Source organism: Bradyrhizobium lablabi (assembly GCF_900141755.1).
GTDB classification, from domain to species: domain Bacteria; phylum Pseudomonadota; class Alphaproteobacteria; order Rhizobiales; family Xanthobacteraceae; genus Bradyrhizobium; species Bradyrhizobium lablabi_A.
The window spans coordinates 886,709-908,187 of record NZ_LT670844.1 but is presented as its reverse complement, the minus strand read 5'-3'; the positions used below and the strand labels follow the sequence as shown (position 1 = coordinate 908,187).

General features: G+C 63.2%; 20 protein-coding genes. 19 read left to right on the top strand and 1 reads right to left on the bottom strand.

What is annotated here, in order from left to right:
* The first annotated feature begins 17 nt into the window (after positions 1-17).
* The 19 genes from B5526_RS04360 (at position 18) to B5526_RS04270 (ending at position 20,392) form a co-directional block, all read left to right on the top strand.
* Positions 18-998 (top strand): NAD-dependent epimerase/dehydratase family protein, encoded by a 981-nt coding sequence (locus B5526_RS04360; RefSeq protein ID WP_079537094.1) that lies wholly within the window; start codon positions 18-20, stop codon positions 996-998.
* A complete protein-coding gene (locus tag B5526_RS04355) occupies positions 995-1,756 on the top strand; it encodes an SDR family oxidoreductase (protein ID WP_079537093.1) in 762 nt (253 codons plus the stop codon). Before B5526_RS04360 ends, B5526_RS04355 begins: the two co-directional genes overlap by 4 nt.
* The gene (locus B5526_RS04350; RefSeq protein WP_079537092.1) at positions 1,753-3,180 is read left to right on the top strand and encodes an NAD(P)-binding domain-containing protein; all 1,428 of its coding nucleotides are present in this window, start codon (positions 1,753-1,755) and stop codon (positions 3,178-3,180) included. Before B5526_RS04355 ends, B5526_RS04350 begins: the two co-directional genes overlap by 4 nt.
* Before the next feature lie 128 nt (positions 3,181-3,308).
* The gene (locus tag B5526_RS04345) at positions 3,309-4,925 is read left to right on the top strand and encodes an ABC transporter substrate-binding protein (protein ID WP_079537091.1); all 1,617 of its coding nucleotides are present in this window, start codon (positions 3,309-3,311) and stop codon (positions 4,923-4,925) included.
* Between the two features lie 12 nt (positions 4,926-4,937).
* Positions 4,938-5,969: an ABC transporter permease gene (locus B5526_RS04340; RefSeq protein WP_079537090.1), complete on the top strand. Its 1,032-nt coding sequence runs from the start codon at positions 4,938-4,940 to the stop codon at positions 5,967-5,969.
* On the top strand, positions 5,966-6,814 hold the full coding sequence (locus B5526_RS04335) for an ABC transporter permease (protein WP_079537089.1): 849 nt from the start codon (positions 5,966-5,968) through the stop codon (positions 6,812-6,814). Before B5526_RS04340 ends, B5526_RS04335 begins: the two co-directional genes overlap by 4 nt.
* A complete protein-coding gene (nikE, locus tag B5526_RS04330) occupies positions 6,811-8,478 on the top strand; it encodes a nickel ABC transporter ATP-binding protein NikE (protein WP_079537088.1) in 1,668 nt (555 codons plus the stop codon). Before B5526_RS04335 ends, nikE begins: the two co-directional genes overlap by 4 nt.
* Before the next feature lie 253 nt (positions 8,479-8,731).
* The gene (locus B5526_RS04325; RefSeq protein WP_079537087.1) at positions 8,732-9,451 is read left to right on the top strand and encodes an aspartate/glutamate racemase family protein; all 720 of its coding nucleotides are present in this window, start codon (positions 8,732-8,734) and stop codon (positions 9,449-9,451) included.
* A 65-nt stretch (positions 9,452-9,516) separates the two neighbouring features.
* Positions 9,517-10,365 carry a VOC family protein gene (locus tag B5526_RS04320; RefSeq protein ID WP_079537086.1) on the top strand — a complete coding sequence of 283 codons (849 nt, stop codon included), beginning with the start codon at positions 9,517-9,519 and terminating at the stop codon, positions 10,363-10,365.
* Between the two features lie 65 nt (positions 10,366-10,430).
* A complete protein-coding gene (locus B5526_RS04315; protein ID WP_079537085.1) occupies positions 10,431-11,444 on the top strand; it encodes a quinone oxidoreductase family protein in 1,014 nt (337 codons plus the stop codon).
* Positions 11,441-11,875 carry a PaaI family thioesterase gene (locus B5526_RS04310; RefSeq protein WP_079537084.1) on the top strand — a complete coding sequence of 145 codons (435 nt, stop codon included), beginning with the start codon at positions 11,441-11,443 and terminating at the stop codon, positions 11,873-11,875. Before B5526_RS04315 ends, B5526_RS04310 begins: the two co-directional genes overlap by 4 nt.
* Before the next feature lie 66 nt (positions 11,876-11,941).
* On the top strand, positions 11,942-13,543 hold the full coding sequence (locus tag B5526_RS04305) for an ABC transporter substrate-binding protein (protein ID WP_079537083.1): 1,602 nt from the start codon (positions 11,942-11,944) through the stop codon (positions 13,541-13,543).
* 13 nt (positions 13,544-13,556) lie between these two features.
* Complete coding sequence (locus tag B5526_RS04300) at positions 13,557-14,525, top strand: ABC transporter permease (protein ID WP_079537082.1); 969 nt, start codon at positions 13,557-13,559, stop codon at positions 14,523-14,525.
* A gap of 3 nt (positions 14,526-14,528) precedes the next feature.
* Positions 14,529-15,374 carry an ABC transporter permease gene (locus tag B5526_RS04295; protein ID WP_079537081.1) on the top strand — a complete coding sequence of 282 codons (846 nt, stop codon included), beginning with the start codon at positions 14,529-14,531 and terminating at the stop codon, positions 15,372-15,374.
* 1 nt (position 15,375) lies between these two features.
* On the top strand, positions 15,376-16,401 hold the full coding sequence (locus B5526_RS04290) for an ABC transporter ATP-binding protein (protein ID WP_079537080.1): 1,026 nt from the start codon (positions 15,376-15,378) through the stop codon (positions 16,399-16,401).
* Entirely contained in the window at positions 16,379-17,365 is a 987-nt protein-coding gene (locus B5526_RS04285; protein WP_079537079.1) for an ABC transporter ATP-binding protein, read from the top strand. The genes B5526_RS04290 and B5526_RS04285 overlap by 23 nt, the downstream gene beginning before the upstream one ends.
* Positions 17,366-17,389: 24 nt before the next feature.
* Positions 17,390-18,898: a class I adenylate-forming enzyme family protein gene (locus tag B5526_RS04280; RefSeq protein ID WP_079537078.1), complete on the top strand. Its 1,509-nt coding sequence runs from the start codon at positions 17,390-17,392 to the stop codon at positions 18,896-18,898.
* Positions 18,895-19,656 (top strand): SDR family oxidoreductase, encoded by a 762-nt coding sequence (locus B5526_RS04275; RefSeq protein ID WP_079537077.1) that lies wholly within the window; start codon positions 18,895-18,897, stop codon positions 19,654-19,656. The genes B5526_RS04280 and B5526_RS04275 overlap by 4 nt, the downstream gene beginning before the upstream one ends.
* A gap of 217 nt (positions 19,657-19,873) precedes the next feature.
* Entirely contained in the window at positions 19,874-20,392 is a 519-nt protein-coding gene (locus tag B5526_RS04270; RefSeq protein ID WP_079544685.1) for an Lrp/AsnC family transcriptional regulator, read from the top strand.
* 79 nt (positions 20,393-20,471) lie between these two features.
* Here the strand turns inward: B5526_RS04270 and B5526_RS04265 are convergent, their stop codons facing one another.
* Entirely contained in the window at positions 20,472-21,440 is a 969-nt protein-coding gene (locus tag B5526_RS04265; RefSeq protein ID WP_079537076.1) for a LysR family transcriptional regulator, read from the bottom strand.
* Between the last annotated feature and the right edge of the window lie 39 nt (positions 21,441-21,479).

The following is a 21,479-nucleotide window of genomic DNA, read 5'->3' as shown; positions in this document are numbered from 1 at the left end:
TATGTTCGGATTGAGAAATGAGGGTCCTTATCTTCGGTGGCACCGGGTTCGTCGGGCTCAATATCGCTACGGCCCTGTTGGCGCGCGATCATGCGGTGACGCTATTCGACCGCGCCGGCTTGCCGTCCGCCGCGAAGAAAGAGTTTGCCCAATACGCGGATCGGGTGACGGCGATTCAGGGCGACGTCACCGATCGGCAGGCCGTTGAGGCGGTGATGGCCGCGGGTTATCAGGCGATTGTTCTCGGAGCCGCGGTTACCGCGGGTGCGGAGCGCGATGCGGCTGATCCTGAGACCATTTTGCGGGTGAATTTGCTGGCTCAGCTGCCGATCCTGACCGCGGCGCGGGCTAGCGGCGTCGGACGCATCATCAACCTGTCGTCCGCGGCAGCTTATGGCGCGAGCGCCTTCCGGAATGAGCCGCTCGATGAAGAGACGAACTGCGATCCGGTTTCGCTTTACGCCATCACCAAATTCGCATCCGAGAAAGTTGCGGCCCGGCTCGCCGCGCTCTGGCAATCCGAGATCATCAGCGTGCGGCTAAGCGCCGTGTTCGGGCCCTGGGAGCGGGCCACGGGAGTGCGTGACACGCTGAGCCCGCAGGCACAGATTGTTGCCGCCATGCGAGCGGGCCGCGATGCGCTTCTGGAGCGTCCGGGCGTCAGGGACTGGATCTATGCGCCGGATGTCGCGGAAGCCGTGACGTCCCTGATCGAGGCCCCGAAGCCGAAGCACTGTCTTTATAACATCTCGACCGGCGTGGAATGGCCGGCGCTGCAATGGGGCCAGGAGCTGGCCGCTCTGCATTCCGGCTTCGTTTGCCGGTTGGCCAAACCTGATGAAGCGCCGACGGTCGACCTGCATAGTGCAGCCGATCGCGCGCCGCTGTCGGTCTCGCGTCTGACGCAAGAGTTCGGCTGGTGCGCGCGATTCGGCTGCGCCGATTCGGCGGCCGACCTGAGCGCCTGGTGGATGCGGCATCGAGAGGGCCTGACATGAGATTGATGGGGCGGACAGCGATCGTCACCGGAGCAGCGTCCGGCATCGGCCGGGCCAGCGCGCTTTTGTTCGCGAAAGAGGGCGCATTTGTAGCGCTGGTCGATCGCGATGAAGCGGGCTTGCAGGAAACGCTTTCGGCGATCGAGGGCGCGAAGGGTGAAGCATCCCTCCATGTCGGCGACGTGAGCCTGGCCGATTTCGCGCGAACGGCCGTGGACGATGTCATGGCGCGGCGCGGCCGGCTCGATGTACTGATGACCGCGGCCGGCTTTTCCTGCGGCGGCACGGTGGTGACGACCGAGCCCGCCGATTGGGACGCGGTGTTCCGCACCAATGTCGGCGGCACCTGGCTTTGGGTCCGCGCCGCGGTGCCCGAGATGCAGCGGCAGGGCTCCGGGTCGATCATCACGCTCGCCTCGCAACTCGCGATCGCCGGCGGCAGGAACAACAGCGCCTATATCGCCGCCAAAGGCGCGATCATCAGCCTGACCCGGACCATGGCGCTGGATTTTGCGACCGATGGCATCCGCGTCAATGCGATCGCGCCGGGCGCCGTCGACACGCCGATGCTGCGGCGCAGTTTTGCCCGTCACGCCGACCCGGAGCCGGTGTGCGAAGCATCCCGCAACCGTCACGCGATGAAGCGGTTTGGCAAAGCGGAGGAAGTGGCCGAGGCCGCGCTCCATCTCGCCAGCGATGCATCTTCCTTTACCACGGGTACAGTGATGGTGGTGGATGGGGGCTGGCTCGCGGCATGAACGGCCCCCTTATCGCTCTCGAAGCCCAAATTCGTGCCGATCTCACCAAGACCGCGCATCCGCATGCTGCCTGGCTCGCGTCCAAGCCCGGGCCGGACGGCAGGCCGGCACTCGACGTGCTTGTGGTAGGCGCCGGGCAATCGGGCATCGCGACAGCTTTTGGGCTGATGCGCTCGCAGGTGAGCAACATCCTGGTGTTGGACAAATCCGAGGAGGGGCGGGAAGGGCCATGGCTCACTTATGCCCGCATGCATACGCTGCGCAGCCCGAAGGATTACACGGGTCCCGATCTTGATGTTCCGAGCCTGACTTACCAGTCGTGGCACGAGGCAAAATTCGGGGAGGCGCATTGGCAAAATCTCGACCTTATTCCGCGCGAGCTTTGGGCGGAGTATTTGCTCTGGTTGAGGGGTGTCGTTGGCATTCCCGTGCGTAATCGCTGCGAGGTCGTTGAGATCGCACCCGCAGCCGGCGGACTGCTTGCAGCTCGGGTGCAGAGCGATAATGGCGTCGAAATTCTTTATGCGCGCAAGATCGTGCTGGCGACGGGGCAAGAGGGGATGGGGGATTGGATCATCCCGGAGCCGCTGCGCCATCTGCCGCCGTCGCTTTGCGTGCATTCGGCGCAGCCGATCGACTTCGCCGACTTGCGCGGCAAGCAGGTGGCGGTGATCGGCGCCGGCGCCTCGGCCTTCGACAATGCGGCCGCGGCACTGGAGGCGGGGGTGGCGGAGGTGCATCTGTTTTGCCGGAGGGCGGAGATCCAGGTGATCCAGCCCTATCGCTGGCTCACCTTCCGCGGCTTCCTTCGCCATTTCTGCGATTTGGATGATGCCTGGCGCTGGCGCTTCATGCGCGCCATTCTCGAGATGCGCGAAGGTTTTCCGCAAGCGACCTACGATCGCTGTGCGCGCCACAAGAATTTTCACCTGCATGACGGCGCGCCGATCGAAGCCGCCAGCGAAACAACCCGTGGCGTCGAATTGCAGACGCCGCGGGGCGTGTTCTCAGCCGATTTCGTGATTTGCGGCACCGGCATCGACATGAATTTTGCAGGCCGGCGCGAGTTGCGAAACTGTGCCGCCAACATCGCCGTCTGGGCCGACCGCTATCAGCCCCCGATCGACGAGCGCAGCCCGCGCCTCGGCCGCTTTCCCTATCTTGCCGACGACTACGCGCTGACGGAGCGCGTCGCTGGAGCAACGCCGTGGATCGCCGACATCCATGTCTTCGCGATCGCCTCCACGATGAGCTTCGGTCCTTCCGGCTCATCGATCAACGCGATGACCACAGCGGTGCCGAAGCTCGTACATGGGCTGACACGTGGCCTGTTTCGTGCGGATATCGAACGGCATTGGGCGTCGTTTCGGGCGTATGACGTGCCTCAGGCGGTCGTCAGACCGCAAACGCCGGGCGAGGCGTGATGAATTATGCTTTAAGGAGGCGCATACCTGCTCGGCTAGTCATCGCCGGCTTGTCGGTTGGCATATCCCTTGCTTCAATTTGGTGTTCTCACGCAGAAAATAAACCTGGGAAAATAGGAACGGGATCAATGAGTTTTACAGGATCCAGGCGTCTGCTTTCGGTGGTTGCCTTTATCGCGTTTTCACTGGCCGCCGGATCGGTGCAGGCGCAAACGCGCGCCGAAACGCTGCGCTACGTCACCGGAGCCTCCGTCAATACGCTCGACCCGAATATACCCGGTTCCACCCGCGAATCCTTTGCGGTGAGTCTCAGCACTTATGACCGGCTGGTTTCGTTCGGCCGCAAGCAGCTCAACGGCAAATGGGTATTTGATCTCGACAAGATCACCGGAGAGCTCGCGGAATCCTATGACGTCAGTTCCGACGGGCTGAAGATCATCTTTCACCTGCGCAAGGACGCCAAGTTCCAGGACGGCACGCCGGTCACCGCGGAAGACGTTAAATGGTCGCTGGACCGGGCCGTCACGGCGCCGGTGCTCGGCAAGGCGCAACTACTCACTGGCTCGATGACATCGGCCGACCAGTTCAAGGTGATCGATCCCTTGACCTTCGAGGTCACGCTGCCGAAACCGGACAAGCTTGCGCTGCCAAATCTCGCCACCGTCTATCCGATCATCATCAACTCCAAACTCGCCAAGGAGCACGCGACGGCAGACGACCCCTGGGCTATGTCGTGGCTGAAGGAGCACGCGGCCGGCAGCGGCGCCTATCAGATCGAAACGTTCAAGCCGGGCGAGCAGGTGATCATCGCGCGCAACGAGGCCTGGAATCGTGGCTCCGCCGACAAGCCCGCGTTCTTCAAGAAGGTCATCATCCAGTCGGTGCCAGAGCCGGCGACACGCGCCAATCTCGTTGAGCGCGGCGACGCCGACATCGTCGTCGATCTGCAGGCAAGCGACGTGCAGTCGCTCGAGGCCAAAGGCAAGCTCAAGGTGATCTCGACGCCGCAATACAACGCCGTCACCTTCGTTTCGATGAACACCAAGATCCCGCCCTTCGACAACATCAACGTGCGTCGCGCCGTCGCCTATGCGCTGCCTTATGACGACATGTTCAAGGCGGCGCTGTTCGGCCGCGGAGCGCCTTTGTTCGGTGCGACCTGGGCGGACGGCAAGCCATCGAGTGGCGCTTATCCGATCCCGCAGCCGGTGAAGCTCGACCTCGACAAGGCCAAGGACTATCTGAAGGCGGCCGGTCTGCCCGACGGCTTCTCGACCACGTTCAGCTTCAATGTCGGGCAGGCTTCGACCGCCGAGCCGATGGCTGCGCTGGTCAAGGAATCGCTCGCCAAGATCGGCATCAAGGTCGATATCCAGAAGATGCCGGATGCGCAGATGTCGACGCAGATCAACGAGAAGAAGCTGCCCTTCTTCACCGAGGGCATCGTCGCCTGGCTGCCGTCGACCGACTATTTCTACCGTAATTTCTACACCGGCAATCAGCGCTGGAACTACTCATCGATCGACGACCCCGAACTGGTAGCGATCGCGCAGGAAGCCCGTTTCGAGCCCGACAAGGTCAAATACGAGGAAGACGGCAAGAAGCTCAACGCCATCCATTTCAGCGAAATGCCGCAGATTCCGCTCTGGCAGCCGAACCAGGACGCGGTGATGGCGCCGTCGATCGAAGGCTATACCTATCAGTTTCATCGCCAGGTCGATTATCGCGATCTAAGCCGTAAGTAACAGGCCAGCGGGATGGCGGCCTTTGGCGCAACCATGATACGGGCAGGCCGGCGTTTCCTGTCGTCGCTTCCGGCGTTGTTTGGCGTGCTCGTCTTCACCTTCCTATTGATGCGGGTGCTGCCGGGCGATCCGGCGGTGTTTTTCGCCTCCGGGCCGAATGCGGGCAAGGAGGAGATCGAGGCGATCCGCAAGCAGATGGGCCTCAACAAGCCGGTCCCGGATCAGTTGATGCTCTATCTCTATGATGTCGGCCGCGGCAACCTCGGCCGATCAATGATGACCGGGCAGCTGGTCACGACCGATCTGCGCGAGCGGTTACCGGCCTCGCTGGAACTGACCTTCACGGCACTCCTGATCGCGCTGGTGTCGGCGGTGCCGCTCGGGGTGCTGGCGGCATTAAAGCCGGGCTCGGTCATTGATCATGGCGTACGGTTATTCTGCGCGCTCGGCGTCTGCGTGCCGACCTTCGTTTCGGGTCTGCTGCTGATCTATGTCTTCTATTACCTGCTCGGCCTTGCGCCTGACCCGACCGGCCGGGTCGATATATTCGCCTCGCTGCCGCCATCGCGGACCGGTTTCTTGTTGATCGACTTCCTGCTCGCCGGCGATTTCGAGGGATGGTGGGCCGCTTTCAGACAACTGATCCTGCCGGCGGTGAGCATGGCGCTGTTCGTGATAGCGCCGCTGGCGCGCATCACCCGCGCCTCGATGCTGGTTTCGCTTGGCAGCGATTTCGTGCGCACCGCCCGTTCCGTCGGCCTGCCCTGGTGGCGGGTGGTCATTACTTATGCCTTGCGCAACGCCATCCTGCCGGTCATCACCATCGCCGGCATCGTGTTCTCGACCATGCTCGGCGCCAATGTGCTGGTGGAGAAGGTGTTCTCCTGGCCGGGCGTCGCCTCATATGCGCTCGACGCGCTGCTCTCCTCCGATTATGCGCCGGTGCAGGGTTTTGTGCTTTTGATGGCGAGCGTGTTTGTGATCGTCAATCTTGTGGTGGACGTGCTCTATGGCATCGCCGATCCGCGGGTAACAATCGGATGACCAGCGCGACGCTTCGCCATGCCGGCTGGATCCTGCGCGGCAACCCGCTGACCGCGGTTGCCGCTGCCGGGGTCTTGCTGCTGACGCTCATCGCGATCCTCGGGCCCTGGATCGTGCCATACGATCCGGTCGTCTCGGATGTGCCGCAGGCGCTGATGCCGCCAAGCGTGGCACATATCGCCGGCACCGATCAGCTTGGCCGCGACGTATTCAGCCGCTTGATCGTCGCGGCGCGGCTCGATCTCGTCATCGCCGTCTCGGCGGTCGGAATTTCCTTTGCGCTCGGCGCCGTGATTGGCGCGATCTGCGGCTATGCCGGTGGCCGGCTCGATCGCGGCGTCGGCCGCTTCGTCGACGTGCTGATGGCCTTTCCGCTTTTCGTATTGGCGATGGCAATGGTGGCGGCGCTCGGTAATCGCGTCGAGAACATCGTCATCGCAACCGCCATCATCAATCTGCCGTTCTACATCCGTTTTGCGCGGGCGGAGGTGAATATCCGCCGCAATCTCGGCTGGGTCGAAGCTGCGCGCGCCTGCGGCGACAGCCACATCTCGGTCGTGCTGCGGTTCCTGCTGCCGAACGTGCTGCCGGCGATGGCGGTGCAAATGTCACTCAATCTGGGCTGGGCGATCCTCAATGCCGCCGGACTTTCCTTTATCGGCCTTGGCGTCAAGCCGCCAACGCCGGAATGGGGCATCATGGTTGCGGAGGGGGCGCGCTTCATTTCGACCGGCAAGTGGTGGCTGGTCGCCTTTCCGGGCCTGGCGCTGATGCTGGCGGTGCTGTGCTTCAACCTGCTCGGCGACGGGGTCCGCGATATTCTCGACCCCCGCATGCGAACATGACCAAGGCGCTGCTGGCATTAAGCGACCTGCACGTCACGTTCTCGACACGGCGCGGCCTGGTCGAGGCGGTGCGCGGCGTCACGCTGTCGCTTGACGAGGGCGAGATGCTCGGCCTCGTTGGCGAGAGCGGCTCGGGCAAATCCGTCACCGGTTTTGCAATTACGCGGCAGCTCGACGCGGCCGGCCGCATCACGGCAGGCGATATACGGTTTCGCGGGCAGGACATCACCAAGACATCGGGAAGCGATTTCCGGAGCCTGCACGGCGCCGCGATTGCGATGATTTTCCAGAATCCGCGCGCGGCGCTCAATCCGATCCGCGCCGTCGGCGACCAGATCGCCGATGCCATCTCGGCCCATAAACGCCTCTCGCGAGGTGAAGCGCGCGCGCAGGCGCTCGAGCTGCTGCGCGCCGTGCAAATTCGCGATCCTGAAAAACGCTTGTCGGCTTATCCGCACGAACTCTCCGGCGGCATGTGCCAGCGGGTGATGATCGCGATGGCGATTTCCTGCAACCCGGCGCTTCTGATCGCCGACGAGCCGACCACCGGGCTTGACGTCACGACGCAAAAGGTCGTGATGGATCTCTTGACGGGTATCGCGGCCGCGCGCGGCATGGCGACCATCCTGATCACCCATGACCTAGGCCTGGCCGCCCGTTACTGCCGCCGCGTTGTGGTGATGGAGCAGGGCCGCCTGGTCGAGGAGGCCGAGCCGAAGGTTCTGTTCCGCGCCCCGCGCCATCCCTACACCAGACGTCTTGTTGCCGCCTCGCCCACGGCGAGTTCGCGCATCGCCGATCTGGTGACGGAAGAGGAGCGGGGCCGGTACGCAGCGATCAAGATTGCGCAGAGACCGCCGCCCGCGTCGGGTACGCCGCCGTTGCTCGAGGTGCAAAAACTCGCAAAACGCTTCGATCAGGGCTCCGCCGCGGTCGCGGACTTTTCGATGCTGATCAACGCCGGCGAGGCCGTCGGTCTGGTCGGCGAATCCGGTTCCGGCAAGAGCACGACCTCGCGCATGATCTGCCGGCTGATCGACCCGAGCGAGGGGGACATCTCGTTCGAGGGACAATCGATCGGCCATATCCCGGCGCGCGACTTTCACCGCTCGCCGTTCCGCAAGGATATCCAGATCGTCTTTCAGGATCCGAACGACAGCCTAAACCCGCGCTTCACCGCATTTGACTGTATCGCCCATCCGCTGCTGCGGCTTGGCGGCATGCGCGCGGGCGACGCGCTGCGGCAGCGGGTCGAGGAGTGCGCGGAGCGGGTAGGCCTTCCGGCCGAATTGCTGCCGCGCTTTCCGCACCAGCTCTCCGGCGGGCAGAAGGCCCGCGTCGGCATCGCCCGCGCCATTGCCTGCCGGCCGCGCCTCTTGGTGCTGGATGAGCCGACGGCGGCGCTCGACGTCTCGGTGCAGGCGGTGGTGCTGCAGCTGCTCGACCGGTTGCGGCGCGAGGATGACCTTGCCTTCCTGTTCGTCAGCCACGACCTCAACGTCGTTCGCATGATGTGCGACCGCACCATCGTGCTCCGAAACGGCCGCATCGTCGAGCAGGGCGAAAGCCGGGCCCTGTTCGACAACCCACAAACCGATTACACGCGCGAGCTGGTTGAGGCCGTGCCGCATATCGAGACCGAGATCGCTGTAGCTGCGACCTGATAGTTTGCGTTTGACGCCCCTGAGGGCAAGCGGCGCGTGAGCCGGGTAGGGCTCCCCACGCGCCGATATCCCGGAAGAGCATGCCAAACTCGGCGCCAGTTCGATATTGAAATCCTATTCCGCGCATCGCCCCGACTATGGAGTTTATTCCCGGCCAAACCGTCTATCCTGATGCCGATCCGCAATCGGATTGCGCGATTTCGCTGCTATGTTGCATCCAAGGCAGAAATGTCGGGAAAAGCAGGCAGCAGCAATGCAGACGATTGGTTTGATTGGCGGAATGAGCTGGGAAAGCACTGCCGTGTATTACCGCCGATTGAATGAGCAGGCCCGCGAGCGGCTGGGCGGCCTTCACTCCGCTGATATCCTGATGCGATCGGTCGATTTCGATGCGATCGTCAGCCTCCAGAAGCAGGGACTTTGGGACCAGGCGAGTCGGATTCTGGTGGATATCGCGCGTGGTCTGGAGCAAGGGGGTGCAGGCTGTGTGCTGATCTGCACCAACACCATGCACAAGCTCGCCGACGAGATTCAACAGGCGGTCTCGATCCCGCTGCTGCATATCGCCGATGTCACCGCTACCGCCATCAGGGATGAAAGCCTGAAGCGTCCGCTGCTGCTGGCGACGCGTTACACGATGGAACAGGATTTTTACGTGGCGCGGCTGCGCGAGCGATTTGGGCTCGACCCGGTGATCCCCGATGCCGACGACCGTACCGTCATCCATGACATCATCTTCGACGAGCTCTGCCAGGGTATCGTGCGCGCCGAGTCGCGACAGCTCTATCTCGACGCGATCGCGCGCGGCAAGGCGCGAGGTGCCGACAGCGTGATCCTCGGCTGCACCGAGATCTGCTTGCTGGTCGGTCCCGAACACATCGATCTTCCGGTGTTCGACTCGACATTGCTCCATGCTGATGCTGCACTTGAATTCTCGATGCTGAAACCGACGCCGCGTCCACGCGCCGCCTGAAACCGTCATGAAATGGCATCGATCTTGCAACGTTATTTCTCGTGCAGCGATAAGGACTTAGACGTATGAGTGATGCTGCCATCCAACCGGTGCTCGATCACGTCGTCATCAACGTGATGGGGAAGCTCGACGAGGCCGCCGCACAATATTCCCGCCTCGGCTTTGCGCTGACGGAGCGCGGCCACCACACCCTGGGTTCAAGTAACAATCTCGCGATCTTCGGGACGAATTATCTGGAGCTTCTTGGTTACCTGCCGGGGCGCGAGACGATGCGCGCCGATCTGTGGGCGCATCCCGCCGGGCTGACGGGCCTGGTGTTCAAGTCGGTCGACGCCGACCTGGTTTATGCGACATTGAAAAGCCGCGGCGTTCCGGTGATGGAGCCGATGAGTTTCGCGCGGCCCGTGGCGCTGCCCACGGGGGCCCAGGATGCCCGTTTCAAGGTGATCCGCGTCGGCGCCGACATGGTGCGGAACGGTCGTACCTTCTTCTGCCACCACGATACGCCCGAGCTGGTGTACCGCCCGGATTGGCAGGCCCATCCGAACGGCGTCACCGACATCGTCGAATTCGTCATCGCCTCGTACGAGCCGGCCCGCACTGCTGCGGTGTACGATGAGATGTTCGGCCCGGACCTGCTGGTGCCGGTCCAGGGCGGCGTTTCGTTTCGGGCCGGTGCGGCAACCGTGCTGGTGCTGGAGCCGGCCGTGGTCGCCGACCGCTACGCCGGCGCCGCACCCGTCAGCGAGGACGGTTCGGATCGCATGGTCGCGCTGACGTTCAAGGTCGCTTCGCTCGCGACGCCGCGCGCGCTGTTCGACGCGGTCGGCATCGCATACCGGCCTTACGCCGGCGGCATCGTTGTGTCGCATCCGGACGCTGCCAATGTCGCGCTTGGATTTACCTCGTCATGATGAAAGACTTAACCCAAAGTAACCGGTCCCTCGGGGCTCGGGCTTAACCAGGGAGCGAAACGAACATGCGAGCAGTGGTCCTTCACGAACATGGCGACAACGATAAACTTCGATACGTCGTGGATTATCCAACGCCGAAGGCCGGCGAGGGCGATGTCGTCGTTCGGGTCAAAGCCTCGTCAATCAACTATCACGACGTGTTCACCCGCCGCGGCATGCCCGGCATCAAGGTGCCTCTGCCTGTTATCATTGGATTAGATGTCGTTGGCGAGATCGCCGAGATCGGCGCCGGCGTTTCGGGCTGGACGATTGGCGACCGCGTTCTGATCGACCCGGTCAACCGCGTCGAGGGCGGCCTGATGGGCGAGACCCAGGACGGCGGTCTTGCCGAATTCTGTCGTGCCAAGGCGCATCAGCTGGTCAGGATCCCCGACGCGGTTAGTTTCGAACAGGCTGCAGCGCTGCCGGTGGCCTATGGCACCGCGATCCGCATGATGAATTCGATCGGCAAGATCAAGGCCGGCGAGAAAGTGCTGATCCTCGGCGCCAGCGGTGGCGTCGGCGTGTGCTGCGTGCAACTGGCCAAGCTTGCCGGCGCCTACGTCATTGCCTGCGCCGGCAGCGAGGCGAAGGGAAAGCGTCTCACCGAACTCGGCGCCGACGAGATCATCCTCTACACCCAGAACGACTTCATGAAGACCGTCTACGAGCGTCACGGCAAGCCGCATCGCCGGCGCTTTGTCGAAGGCGGCGGCGTCGATGTCGTCGTCAATTTTACCGGTGGCGACACCTGGGTGAAATCGCTGCGCTGCCTGAAGCTCGGCGGCCGGATTTTAACCTGCGGCGCCACCGCGGGCTACGCACCCACCGAGGATCTGCGCTTTATCTGGACGTTCGAACTGCAAATACTCGGCTCCAACGGCTGGGAGCGCGACGACATCGTCAAATTGTTCGACCTCGTCGAGGCCGGCAAGCTCCAGGTCTTGATCGACAAGACCTACCCGCTCGAGCAGGCAAGTGAGGCCGTGCGCATCATCGAGGATCGCGCCGTGTTCGGCAAAGTCGTGGTAACGCCATGAGCGAGGGCATCGTCACGCCGCTGACCGCGGCTGAAATTCAAAAGATGCTGGACGTTTCGCCGTTCAATCTGTTTCTGGGCCTCACCGTGGTGACCGCCGATCCGGTCAAGCAGGAAATCACCATGCGGTCGCCGATGCGCTCGGAATTCGAGCGGCGGCCGGGTTCGAAGCAATGGCACGGCGGCGTCATCGCCTCGGTGATCGACACCGCCGGCGACTTTGCGGTCGGCATGATGGTCGGTCGCGGCCTGCCGACCGTGAACTTTCGTGTCGATTATCTGAGGCCCGCGGTCGACACCGCCCTGATCGCGGTGTCGCGGGTGCGCCGTGCGGGCAAGAGCGTCGGTATCGCCGATGTCGATGTGTTCGATGAAAAAGGTGCGCTGCTTGCGGTCGGGCGCGGCACCTATTCGACACTGGATGCAAAATAACAGATCGCAGGGACGAAAACGCGGCGACGAGGACCGGTTCGATGCATTCGCAACGAAGGAAACGCGATGAGCAGGTTTTCGAGACGTGACTTTCTGATAACGACTGCGGGCGCAGCGCTGGCAACGCGGCTTGCCGGCTCCGCGGCGGCGGCGACGACCCCAAAACGCGGCGGCACGCTGACCGCCACCTGGGGCGGCTTCGAACCGCAATCGCTGTTCGTTCCCGCTGGCGGCGGATCGAGCCCGTATTTTACGTCCACCCGAGTGCACGAGCGCCTGCTGCGGCTGACGGTCGATCTCGAATTTGAGCCGGTGCTCGCGCTGGAGATCAAGCCAGCGGCCGACTTCCGTAGCTATACCATCAAGCTGCGCGACAAGGTCACCTGGCACGACGGCAAGCCCTTCACGGCCGACGACGTTGCCTTCTGCGCGATGGAATACTGGAAGCCGATCTCGGCGGGGGTATCGCTGGACGCGCTGGAAAGCGCCCAAGCGGCAGATCCGCTGACCGCGGTGCTGAAGTTCAAGGCGCCGGTGCCTGAGTTCTTTCTCAAGTCGGTACTTGCCGGCAAGGCGGGCCTGGTGATCCCCAAGCATATCTATGCGGGGAGCAATATCATCACCAATCCGATCAACAATACGCCAATCGGCACCGGCCCGTTCAAGGTCAAGGAATGGGTACGCGGCAGTCACGTGGAATATCTGCGTAACGACAATTACTGGAATCCCGGGCTGCCTTATCTCGATCGCCTGGTGATCCGCTGGTGGCGCGATCCGGCATCGCGTTCGGCGGCCTTCGAGGCAGGCCAACTCGATATCGGGACGTTCAATCCGATCCCGATCCCAGACATTGCGCGCCTCACCAAGGATGGCAAGTTTGTCGCCGAAACCAAGGGCTATTCCAACTCGGCCTGGGTCGCGACCGTCGAGTTCAACCAGCGCCGCGAGATCTTCAACAAGCGTGAGGTGCGCCGGGCCTTGATGCATGCGATCGACCGGCAATTTATCGCGGAAACGATCTTCTTCGGGCGGGCCCATCCCTCGATCGGCGTCATTCACACCTCCAACACGATTTTCTTCAGCAAGGACGTCCAGGACTATCCGTTCGACGTCAAGAAGGCCTCCGCCATGCTCGATGCTGCGGGTTACCCGGTGAAGGACGGCGCTCGGTTCAAACTGAGCCTGGTGTCGGCCGGCTGGTTCGAGGAGAACGTGAAGATGGGCCAATACGTCAAGCAGGCGTTCGAGGATCTCGACATTGCCGTCGACCTCTCGGTGCCCGATCGGGCCACGTCACTTAAGCGCATCTATACCGATTACGACTATGATGTCGCGATTTCCAATAATTCGAGCGGCATCGAGCTGATCCCGGGCACGACGCAGTATTATACGACCGACGGCATCGTCAAAGGCGCCGCGTTCCGCAACGCCACCGGCTATTCCAATCCGAAGCTCGACGAGATCGTCGCCAGGATGACGATCGAGACCGATGAGCCGAAACGCGTCGCGCTGGCAAAGGATTTCGATCGGCTTGCCAGCATCGAGGCGCCGATCCTGCCGATGGTCGATCTCGAGCCAGTGACCATCGCGCGTGCCGATGTCCGCAATCACTCCACGACCGCGGACTTCATGGGCGAGAGCTGGGCCGAAATCTGGCTCGACCGCTGAGCGGAGGACAAAATTGCGTCGCATCGTCGTCCGCCGCCTCGCCCAGATCATCCCGCTGATCTTCGCGGTGATCGTGCTCAACTTCGTTCTGATTCATCTCGCGCCGGGCAGCCTGTTCGACGTCATGACCTCGGAGCAGCAAATCACCGACCCCAAGATGCTGGACCAGTTGCGTCATACCTACGGCGTCGACCAGCCGACCTGGGTGCAGCTTGCGAAGTATATCTGGTCGGTGATGCGGCTCGACCTTGGGTTCTCCTATCGGCAGAATGCGCCGGTGCTCGACGTCATTATGCAGCAACTGCCGGCCACCTTGATCCTGATGCTGTCAGCGACGGCCATCGCGCTTCTGGTCGGTGTCACCGCCGGCGTACTAGCCTCGGTCAAGGTCAACACGCTCTGGGACAATCTGATCTCGCTTGGCGCGGTGTTCTTCTTCGCAGCGCCAAGTTTCTGGCTCGGCATCATGATGACGGTGCTGTTCGCCGTAAAACTCGGCTGGTTTCCGGTCGGTGGCATGCGCACGATCGGCGCCGACCATGGCGCGTTAGCGGGTGCACTCGACGTGATGGACCATCTGGTGCTCCCGGCTACCGCGCTCGGCCTGTTCTACGCGGCCACCTATGCGCGGGTGATGCGCGCGTCGATGCTGGAGGTGTTCCGGCTCGATTTCGTTCGCACCGCGCGCGCCAAGGGCCTGTCGCGCGGTCGCGTCGTGCTCGCCCATGTGATGCGCAACGCGCTGTTGCCGATCGTCACGCTGCTCGGCCTGCAACTCGGCACCATGCTCGGCGGCAGCGTCGTCATCGAAGCCGTGTTCAGCTGGCCCGGCATCGGAAGCCTGTTGTTTGACAGCGTGATGAGCCGCAATTTCCCGATGGTGCTCGGAGTTCTTGTGCTCGGCTCGCTGCTGGTGGCGGTCTGCAACGCAACGGTTGACCTGCTTTATATGCGGCTCGATCCGCGCATTCGGGCGAGGTAACGCATGCTCGCCCTCGCCATCGACTTTGTCCGCCGCTTTGCCCGCAACCGTGCGGCGCTGGTGGGCTTCGCGCTGGTGGTCGTGGTAATCGGCATTGCGCTCGCTGCACCCTGGATGTTTCCGCGCAACCCGTTGCGGATCGTCGGCCGGCCGGAGATCTGGCCTTTCACGACGATGCGCTACCCGCTGGGCACCGACTCGCTCGGCCGCGACATCGCCGCGATGATCGCCCATGGCGCGCGCACAACCCTGCTGATCGGGCTTTGCGCCAGCCTGACCGCGACCCTTATCGGCATCAGCGTCGGCGCCATCGCGGCCTATTTCGGCGGCTGGGTCGACGAGTTCTTGATGCGAATGACCGAATTGTTTCAGACTATCCCGAACCTGATCTTCGTGCTGACCATTGTCTCGATTCTCGGGCAGAAAATCGAATACGTCACCATTGCCGTCGGCATCGTGACCTGGACGCCGATTGCGCGATTGACGCGCGCCGAATTCATGTCGCTGCGCGACCGCGAGTTTGTCCAGGCCTGCCGCTCCATGGGCATGGGGAACCTGCGCATCATGTTCGGCGAGATCCTGCCCAACGCGCTGCCGCCGGTCATCGTGCTGTCCTCGCTGGTGATCGCCGGCGCCGTGCTGTTCGAGTCCGCGGTGTCGTTTCTCGGCCTCGGCGATCCCAACGTGTCGAGCTGGGGACGGCTGATCGGCGACGGCCGCACCCTGATCCGCAGCTCCTGGTACATCTGCGCGGTGCCGGGGGTCGCCATCATGCTCACCGTTCTTGCGCTCAATCTGGTCGGCGACGGCCTCAACGACGCGCTCAATCCGAAACTGCGGGATCGCTGACATGGCCGCAGACGCTCTAGAACAACCGCCAATCCTGGCGCTGGATAACCTCAAGGTCTCGCTGTTCACCCGGCGCGGTGTGCTGCCCGCGGTCGACGGATTGTCGCTGACGGTTGCGCGCGGCGAGACCGTGGCCATCGTCGGCGAATCCGGATGCGGCAAGTCGCTCGCGGCCCTGGCGGTCATGCGCCTGCTGCCCGAGCCGCCGGCCAAGATCGTCGGCGGTGCGGTTCGGTTCATGGGCCGCGATCTCGCCGCGCTGTCCGAGCGCGAGATGCAGCGGGTCCGCGGCAAGGACATCTCGATGATCTTCCAGGATCCGATGACCTCGCTCAATCCGGTAGTAACCGTCGGCGATCAGCTGATCGAGGCGATCCTGCATCATACCGACGTCTCGCGCCGGGAAGCCGGCGACCGCGCAATGGAGCTGTTGCGGCAGGTCCGCATTCCCGACGCCGAGCGCCGGCTCGACGACTACCCGCATCAAATGTCCGGCGGCATGAGCCAGCGCGGGATGATCGCGATGGCGATCGCCTGCGGGCCAAAGCTTTTGATCGCCGACGAGCCGACCACTGCGCTCGACGTCACGGTCCAGGCGCAGATCCTGGATTTGCTGAAGGAGTTGCAGACCGGCGCGGGAATGGGGCTGATCATCATAACGCACGATCTCGGCGTCGTCGCCCAGACCGCCGACCGCGTCGTCGTGATGTATGCCGGGCGCAAGGTCGAGGAGGCGCCCGTCGAAGCGCTGTTCGAACGTCCCCTGCATCCCTATACGCGCGGCCTGCTCGGCGCCACGCCGTCCGCCGTGCGCCGCCGTGGCGGACGCCTGGCTGATATCGCAGGCAGCGTGCCGGCGCTCTCCGATCTGCCGGTCGGCTGCGCGTTCCAGAACCGCTGTGCGGAGGTTTTCGATCGTTGCCGCGCCGAGCGTCCGGTCCTTGCGCGATTGTTGCCGCACCAGTCCGCCGCCTGTTTCGCTGCCGAAGAGGAGTCGTCGCGTCATGTCGCTGCTGTCGGTACTTAGCCTTTGCGTCGAGTACCAGAGCGCGCGGGGCACCGTGCGCGCGGTCGATGACGTGAGTTTCGACCTCGACGCCGGCGAAACGCTCGGGCTGGTCGGCGAATCCGGCTGCGGAAAGTCGACCTTGGGCAAGGCCATCATGCGGCTGGTGCCGAGTTGTGACGGACTCGCCATCCTCGACGGCCAGAATCTGACGGAGATGCCGGACCGCGCGCTCAAGGCGGCCCGCAGGAAGATTCAAATGATCTTTCAGGATCCTTACAGCTCGCTCAATCCGCGCCACGATGTCGGCACCATCGTCGGTCAGCCTCTCAGCGTCGCCGGCTGGTCGCGCCGCGACATTCGCGACCGCGTCGCTGAGCTGCTGGGGCAGGTGGGCCTACCGGCGGAGGCGGCGCGGCGCTATCCGCACGAATTCTCCGGCGGCCAGCGCCAGCGTATCGGTATTGCGCGTGCGCTCGCGCTTGGTCCCAAAGTCATCATCTGCGACGAGCCGGTGTCGGCGCTCGACGTTTCGGTCCGCGCGCAGGTCATCAACCTGCTCGAGGACCTGCAGCAGGCGACCGGCGTGTCCTACCTGTTCATTTCCCACGATTTGTCGGTGGTCGAGCACATCTCCGACCGGCTGATCGTGATGTATCTCGGCCGTATCGTCGAAAGTGGCCGCAGCGAGGAAATCTGGCAGCAGCCGGCTCATCCCTATACCCACGCGCTGTTAGCTGCGGCGCCGGTCGCCGACCCGCGGCTGCGCGGGAGGACGAGGAGCCTGCTGCAGGGCGAATTGCCAAGCCCATTGAATCCTCCGCCGGGCTGCAGCTTCAACACCCGCTGCCCGATGGCCCGGGAGCGCTGCCGGCAGGAGCGGCCGGTGCTGCGAAGTGTGGCGGGCGGACGAATGGTCGCCTGCCACTACGACCTTCTCGAACAGCCCGCAGCATTGCCACCTGCAATGAGCGTCGCCAGTTGACCCGACAAACAGGGAGTCTTGCACATGCGTTGGCATAATCTTGGCGATCTCATCGATCGCGACCGTAACCTCGACAAGGAAGCGATCGTCGATCTGGTCGATGCCGCCAGCCCGCGCGTTTATACCCATCGCGAGATCGACCGGCTTGCCGACGGGGTTGCGAAATATCTCACGGACAAAGGCTTCGCGCGCGGCACTCATATCGCCATCGTCTCGCTCAACCGCGCCGAATACATCATCACCTATTTCGGCATCATGCGCGCCGGCTGCGTCGCCGTGCCGGTCAATGTCAAATTGCCCCGCGACACCATCGATTATGTCATGGACGATGCCGGAATCGCGCTCGCCTTCGTCGATGCGGCGAACCGTCCCCTGGTACGGGACGACATTGCGCTGATCGATTTCGACGATTCGGGGCCCGGCGGCTTTGCCCGGACTATTGTGCCCGGCGATTTCACCAGCGTTAAGGCCACGCCCGACGAGGTCGGCCAAATGCTCTACACGTCGGGATCGACCGGGCGGCCGAAAGGGGTGCCGCTGTCGCATGATGGCCAGCTCTGGGCGCTCTCCACCCGCACCAGCGGCGCGCTCCACGAAGATGAACGCTACATCATCGCGCAGCCGCTGTTCCACATGAACGGGCTGTTTGCGACCAAGACCATCTTCGCCACCAACGCTTCGGTGGTGCTGCTGCCTGCGTTCGAAACCCGCAGCTATATCGAGGCGATCGCCAGATACAAGGTGACGGCAGCCACGGCGGTGCCGACCATGTGGGCGCGCGTGGTCAAAGAGACCGAGTTTCTCAAGCAACACGACATCACCTCGATTCGGCGTCTGATGCTGGGCTCGGCGCCGATGACCATGGGCCTGTGGGACAAGATCAAGCAGGCGCTGCCGAACGTCACGATGTCGATCGGCTACGGCACCACCGAAGCCGGCCCGGCGGTGTTCGGACCGCACCCGAAGGGCATCCCGACGCCGCCATTGGCGCTTGGCTATCCGATCAGCTTCGACGACATCAAGCTGGTCAATGGCACCGCGAACGAAGGCGTGCTCTTGATGCGCAACCCCGCGTTGATGGATCATTACCATAACCTGCCGCAACAAACCGCCAAGGCGATCAAGGATGGCTGGTACTATAGCGGCGACGTGATGAGACGCGACGAGAACGGATTTTTCTATTTCGTCGGCCGCGCCGACGACATGTTCGTCTGCTCCGGCGAGAACATCTATCCAGGCGAAGTGGAGAAGCTATTGGAGCGCCATCCGCAGATTCAGCAGGCGGTGGTGGTGCCGCTGCCGGACGAGGAACGCAGCCAGGTGCCGGTAGCCTTCATCGTGACCCGCGCAGACGCCAAGCCGAGCGTCGAGGAAATCCGCAAATTCACCATCGCCAACGGTCCGGCCTACCAGCATCCGCGGCGCATCGAGTTCGTCAATGAATTGCCGTGGGCCGGCACCAACAAGATCGATCGCAAGGCGCTGATCGATCGTGCCCGCAGCCTGGAAGCGGCCCAGGGCTGGTCGTCATGAGCGCGCTGTCCGGCAAAATTGCGCTCGTGACCGGCGCGAGCCGCGGCATCGGCCGGGCCATCGCACGGCGGCTCGCACGCGATGAGGCCATCGTCGCCGTGCACTATCATTCGCAGGCGGACGCAGCGAACGCTACCGTCGCCGAAATCGTGGCCGCCGGCGGCGCCGCCTTTGCGATCCAGGCCGATCTGTCGGTACCCGGCGGAGCAACGTTGCTCGCAAAACTCTTCACCGCGGAATTGACCGAGCGATATGCCGCTCCGGGTTTCGATATTCTTGTCAACAATGCCGGTCTCAGCAAGCGCGCCACCATCGAGGATATTACCGAGGACGACTTCGAACTGCTGCTGCAGACCAATTTGAAATCGCCGTTTTTTCTGATCAAGGCGTTGCTGCCGCATTTGCGCGCCGGCGGGCGGATCGTGAATATTTCGTCGATGGGGACCCGCGCGGCCTATCCGGCGATGGCGGCCTACGCGCCGACAAAAGCGGGACTGGAAGCCTTGACCCGGCTGCTCGCCGTCCATCTCGGCAACCGCGAGATCACCGTGAATTCGGTGGCGCCGGGTGCCACCGCGACCGACATGAATGAGGTAGCGCGCGATCCCGTCGCCAGTCGCGCTGTCGCCGACACGATCGCGCTCGGCCGCGTCGGTCAGCCGACCGATATTGCCAACGTTGTGGCATTCCTGGTTTCCGACGACGGCGGATGGGTCACCGGGCAACAGATCGACGCCAGCGGCGGCCAACGGCTCTAACCCTCGCCTTTCACCAGCCAAGCCAATCGCAAAAAGGTTACGCCCCGCGGTGACCGGCCGTTTGGTTTTTTGCCCCCTGCAGGCGGCGTCTGCCGAGAATTTGCGCAGTCCTGGCTAGTTATTTGTGCTCGTGATACCCTGCATCTCGCAATAGCATTGCGCAATGATGGGCCAGATGGCGGAAATTTTCTCCATCCAGCTTGATTTGGGGGCCACGATGCTCGACGAGTTCGACCGCAAGATCCTGGCAACGCTGCAGGTGGACAGCAGCCTTTCCATGCAGGAGGTGGCAGACCGCGTCGGGCTGAGCTCAACGCCGTGCTGGCGGCGAATTCAGAAGCTCGAAGCCTCCGGCTACATCAAGCGCCGGGTTGCGCTACTGGACGCCGAGAAGCTCAACCTTGGCGTCAGCGTTTTCATCGCGGTCAAGACCAACCAGCACAACGCGGATTGGGTTCAGCGCTTTAGGAAGATTGTGGTCAGTTTTCCAGAAGTCGTGGATTTTTATCGCCTCAGCGGAGATGTCGATTATCTGATCCGCGCCGTGGTTTCCGACATTCGTGCCTATGATGATCTCTACCAGCGATTGATCGCCAAGATCGATCTTCATGACGTGTCGTCGATGTTCACCATGGAACAGATCAAATCGACGACCGAATTGCCGCTGGCGAACGCCTCGACCCGATCCGGCCGGCGTGAAGCCGAGACGGCGCGAGCTCCGCTCGTCACGTCGTAAGCCGTGCTCGCGGGCCGGCGTGCCGCTCCACGATCCGCTCACCGCACAGGCACGGAAAGGTTGACGACAGCTCCCGCCTTCATCTCAAGCGCGACCCCGATGATGGAGATTTCTTCCCCCATTTCCGCTTCTGCACGGCGCTCCAAAACGTTTCCGCCGCATTCGTCATGCGTCCGCGCGAGCGAAACAGGCAGATGCCGATCCCGATATCCCAGTCCTCGGCGCCGGCACGTAAAAGACGTCCGCTGGCCAGATCATCCTGGACCAGGCTGCGCGGCGCCCAGGTGATGCCGCGTCCCTCGCGCGCCATATCCGTGAGCAGCATGACCGGTGCGGAGAAGCTCGGCATCAGCCAGGCGGCCGGATCCTTGGCGGCAAGGAACGAAGTGACGATACGGCCGACGCCCGAGCCTGGGTGATAGGCGAGATATGGCAGTGGCGCGTCGGCGGAGCCGGGCAGGGCATAGCGCGGTTCGGCGTGGTTTCGGCGCCGTCCCCGGACGGCCGGCGCCGCGCCGGGCGCGCTGATCGGAACCAGCACGTCGGTGTCCAATTCGATCCGCTGAAAGCGATCCGAATCCAGTCGGCTCACCAGCGACGGATGGTGATGCGCCAGCAGGAAGTGGACCTGTGCATCGAGCAAGAGCTTTTCGGAACCGGCAAGATTGGCGGCAACCAGTTGAACCGCCGCGCCCGCCAGCGCGCTCTCCGCCCTTCTTATCCAGTCGGGAAAGAAGGTCTGCGACAGCGCGTGGGTCGCAGCAAAAGCGATGGTTTCGGCCTTCAGTCGAGTGACCTCAAGCGCTTCCTCCCGCCCGACAAGAACGCGGCGCAGGACGTCCTGCGCCACGGGGCGGAAAGTCTCGCCCGCCGGCGTCAGCGTGAGCGTATGCGTGCGTCGCTCGAACAGGGCGGTGCCCAGCCATTCTTCAAGTGCCCGGATGCGGCGGCTCAGCGCCGGCTGGGTGACATGGCGGCGGTCGGCGGCGCGCGAGAAGCCACCTTCTTCGGCGATCGCGAGGAAATCCTCCAGCCAAATCAGGTCCATGATAACGTTTTGTCCTCAATTCATGACGATACGGCATTA

Coding starts and splice junctions, on each gene's coding strand:
- B5526_RS04360 (WP_079537094.1), top strand. CDS start 18: ATGAGGGTCCTTATCTTCGGTGGCACCGGGTTCGTCGGGCTCAATATC.
- B5526_RS04355 (WP_079537093.1), top strand. CDS start 995: ATGAGATTGATGGGGCGGACAGCGATCGTCACCGGAGCAGCGTCCGGC.
- B5526_RS04350 (WP_079537092.1), top strand. CDS start 1,753: ATGAACGGCCCCCTTATCGCTCTCGAAGCCCAAATTCGTGCCGATCTC.
- B5526_RS04345 (WP_079537091.1), top strand. CDS start 3,309: ATGAGTTTTACAGGATCCAGGCGTCTGCTTTCGGTGGTTGCCTTTATC.
- B5526_RS04340 (WP_079537090.1), top strand. CDS start 4,938: ATGGCGGCCTTTGGCGCAACCATGATACGGGCAGGCCGGCGTTTCCTG.
- B5526_RS04335 (WP_079537089.1), top strand. CDS start 5,966: ATGACCAGCGCGACGCTTCGCCATGCCGGCTGGATCCTGCGCGGCAAC.
- nikE (WP_079537088.1), top strand. CDS start 6,811: ATGACCAAGGCGCTGCTGGCATTAAGCGACCTGCACGTCACGTTCTCG.
- B5526_RS04325 (WP_079537087.1), top strand. CDS start 8,732: ATGCAGACGATTGGTTTGATTGGCGGAATGAGCTGGGAAAGCACTGCC.
- B5526_RS04320 (WP_079537086.1), top strand. CDS start 9,517: ATGAGTGATGCTGCCATCCAACCGGTGCTCGATCACGTCGTCATCAAC.
- B5526_RS04315 (WP_079537085.1), top strand. CDS start 10,431: ATGCGAGCAGTGGTCCTTCACGAACATGGCGACAACGATAAACTTCGA.
- B5526_RS04310 (WP_079537084.1), top strand. CDS start 11,441: ATGAGCGAGGGCATCGTCACGCCGCTGACCGCGGCTGAAATTCAAAAG.
- B5526_RS04305 (WP_079537083.1), top strand. CDS start 11,942: ATGAGCAGGTTTTCGAGACGTGACTTTCTGATAACGACTGCGGGCGCA.
- B5526_RS04295 (WP_079537081.1), top strand. CDS start 14,529: ATGCTCGCCCTCGCCATCGACTTTGTCCGCCGCTTTGCCCGCAACCGT.
- B5526_RS04290 (WP_079537080.1), top strand. CDS start 15,376: ATGGCCGCAGACGCTCTAGAACAACCGCCAATCCTGGCGCTGGATAAC.
- B5526_RS04285 (WP_079537079.1), top strand. CDS start 16,379: ATGTCGCTGCTGTCGGTACTTAGCCTTTGCGTCGAGTACCAGAGCGCG.
- B5526_RS04280 (WP_079537078.1), top strand. CDS start 17,390: ATGCGTTGGCATAATCTTGGCGATCTCATCGATCGCGACCGTAACCTC.
- B5526_RS04275 (WP_079537077.1), top strand. CDS start 18,895: ATGAGCGCGCTGTCCGGCAAAATTGCGCTCGTGACCGGCGCGAGCCGC.
- B5526_RS04270 (WP_079544685.1), top strand. CDS start 19,874: ATGCTCGACGAGTTCGACCGCAAGATCCTGGCAACGCTGCAGGTGGAC.
- B5526_RS04265 (WP_079537076.1), bottom strand. CDS start 21,440: ATGGACCTGATTTGGCTGGAGGATTTCCTCGCGATCGCCGAAGAAGGT.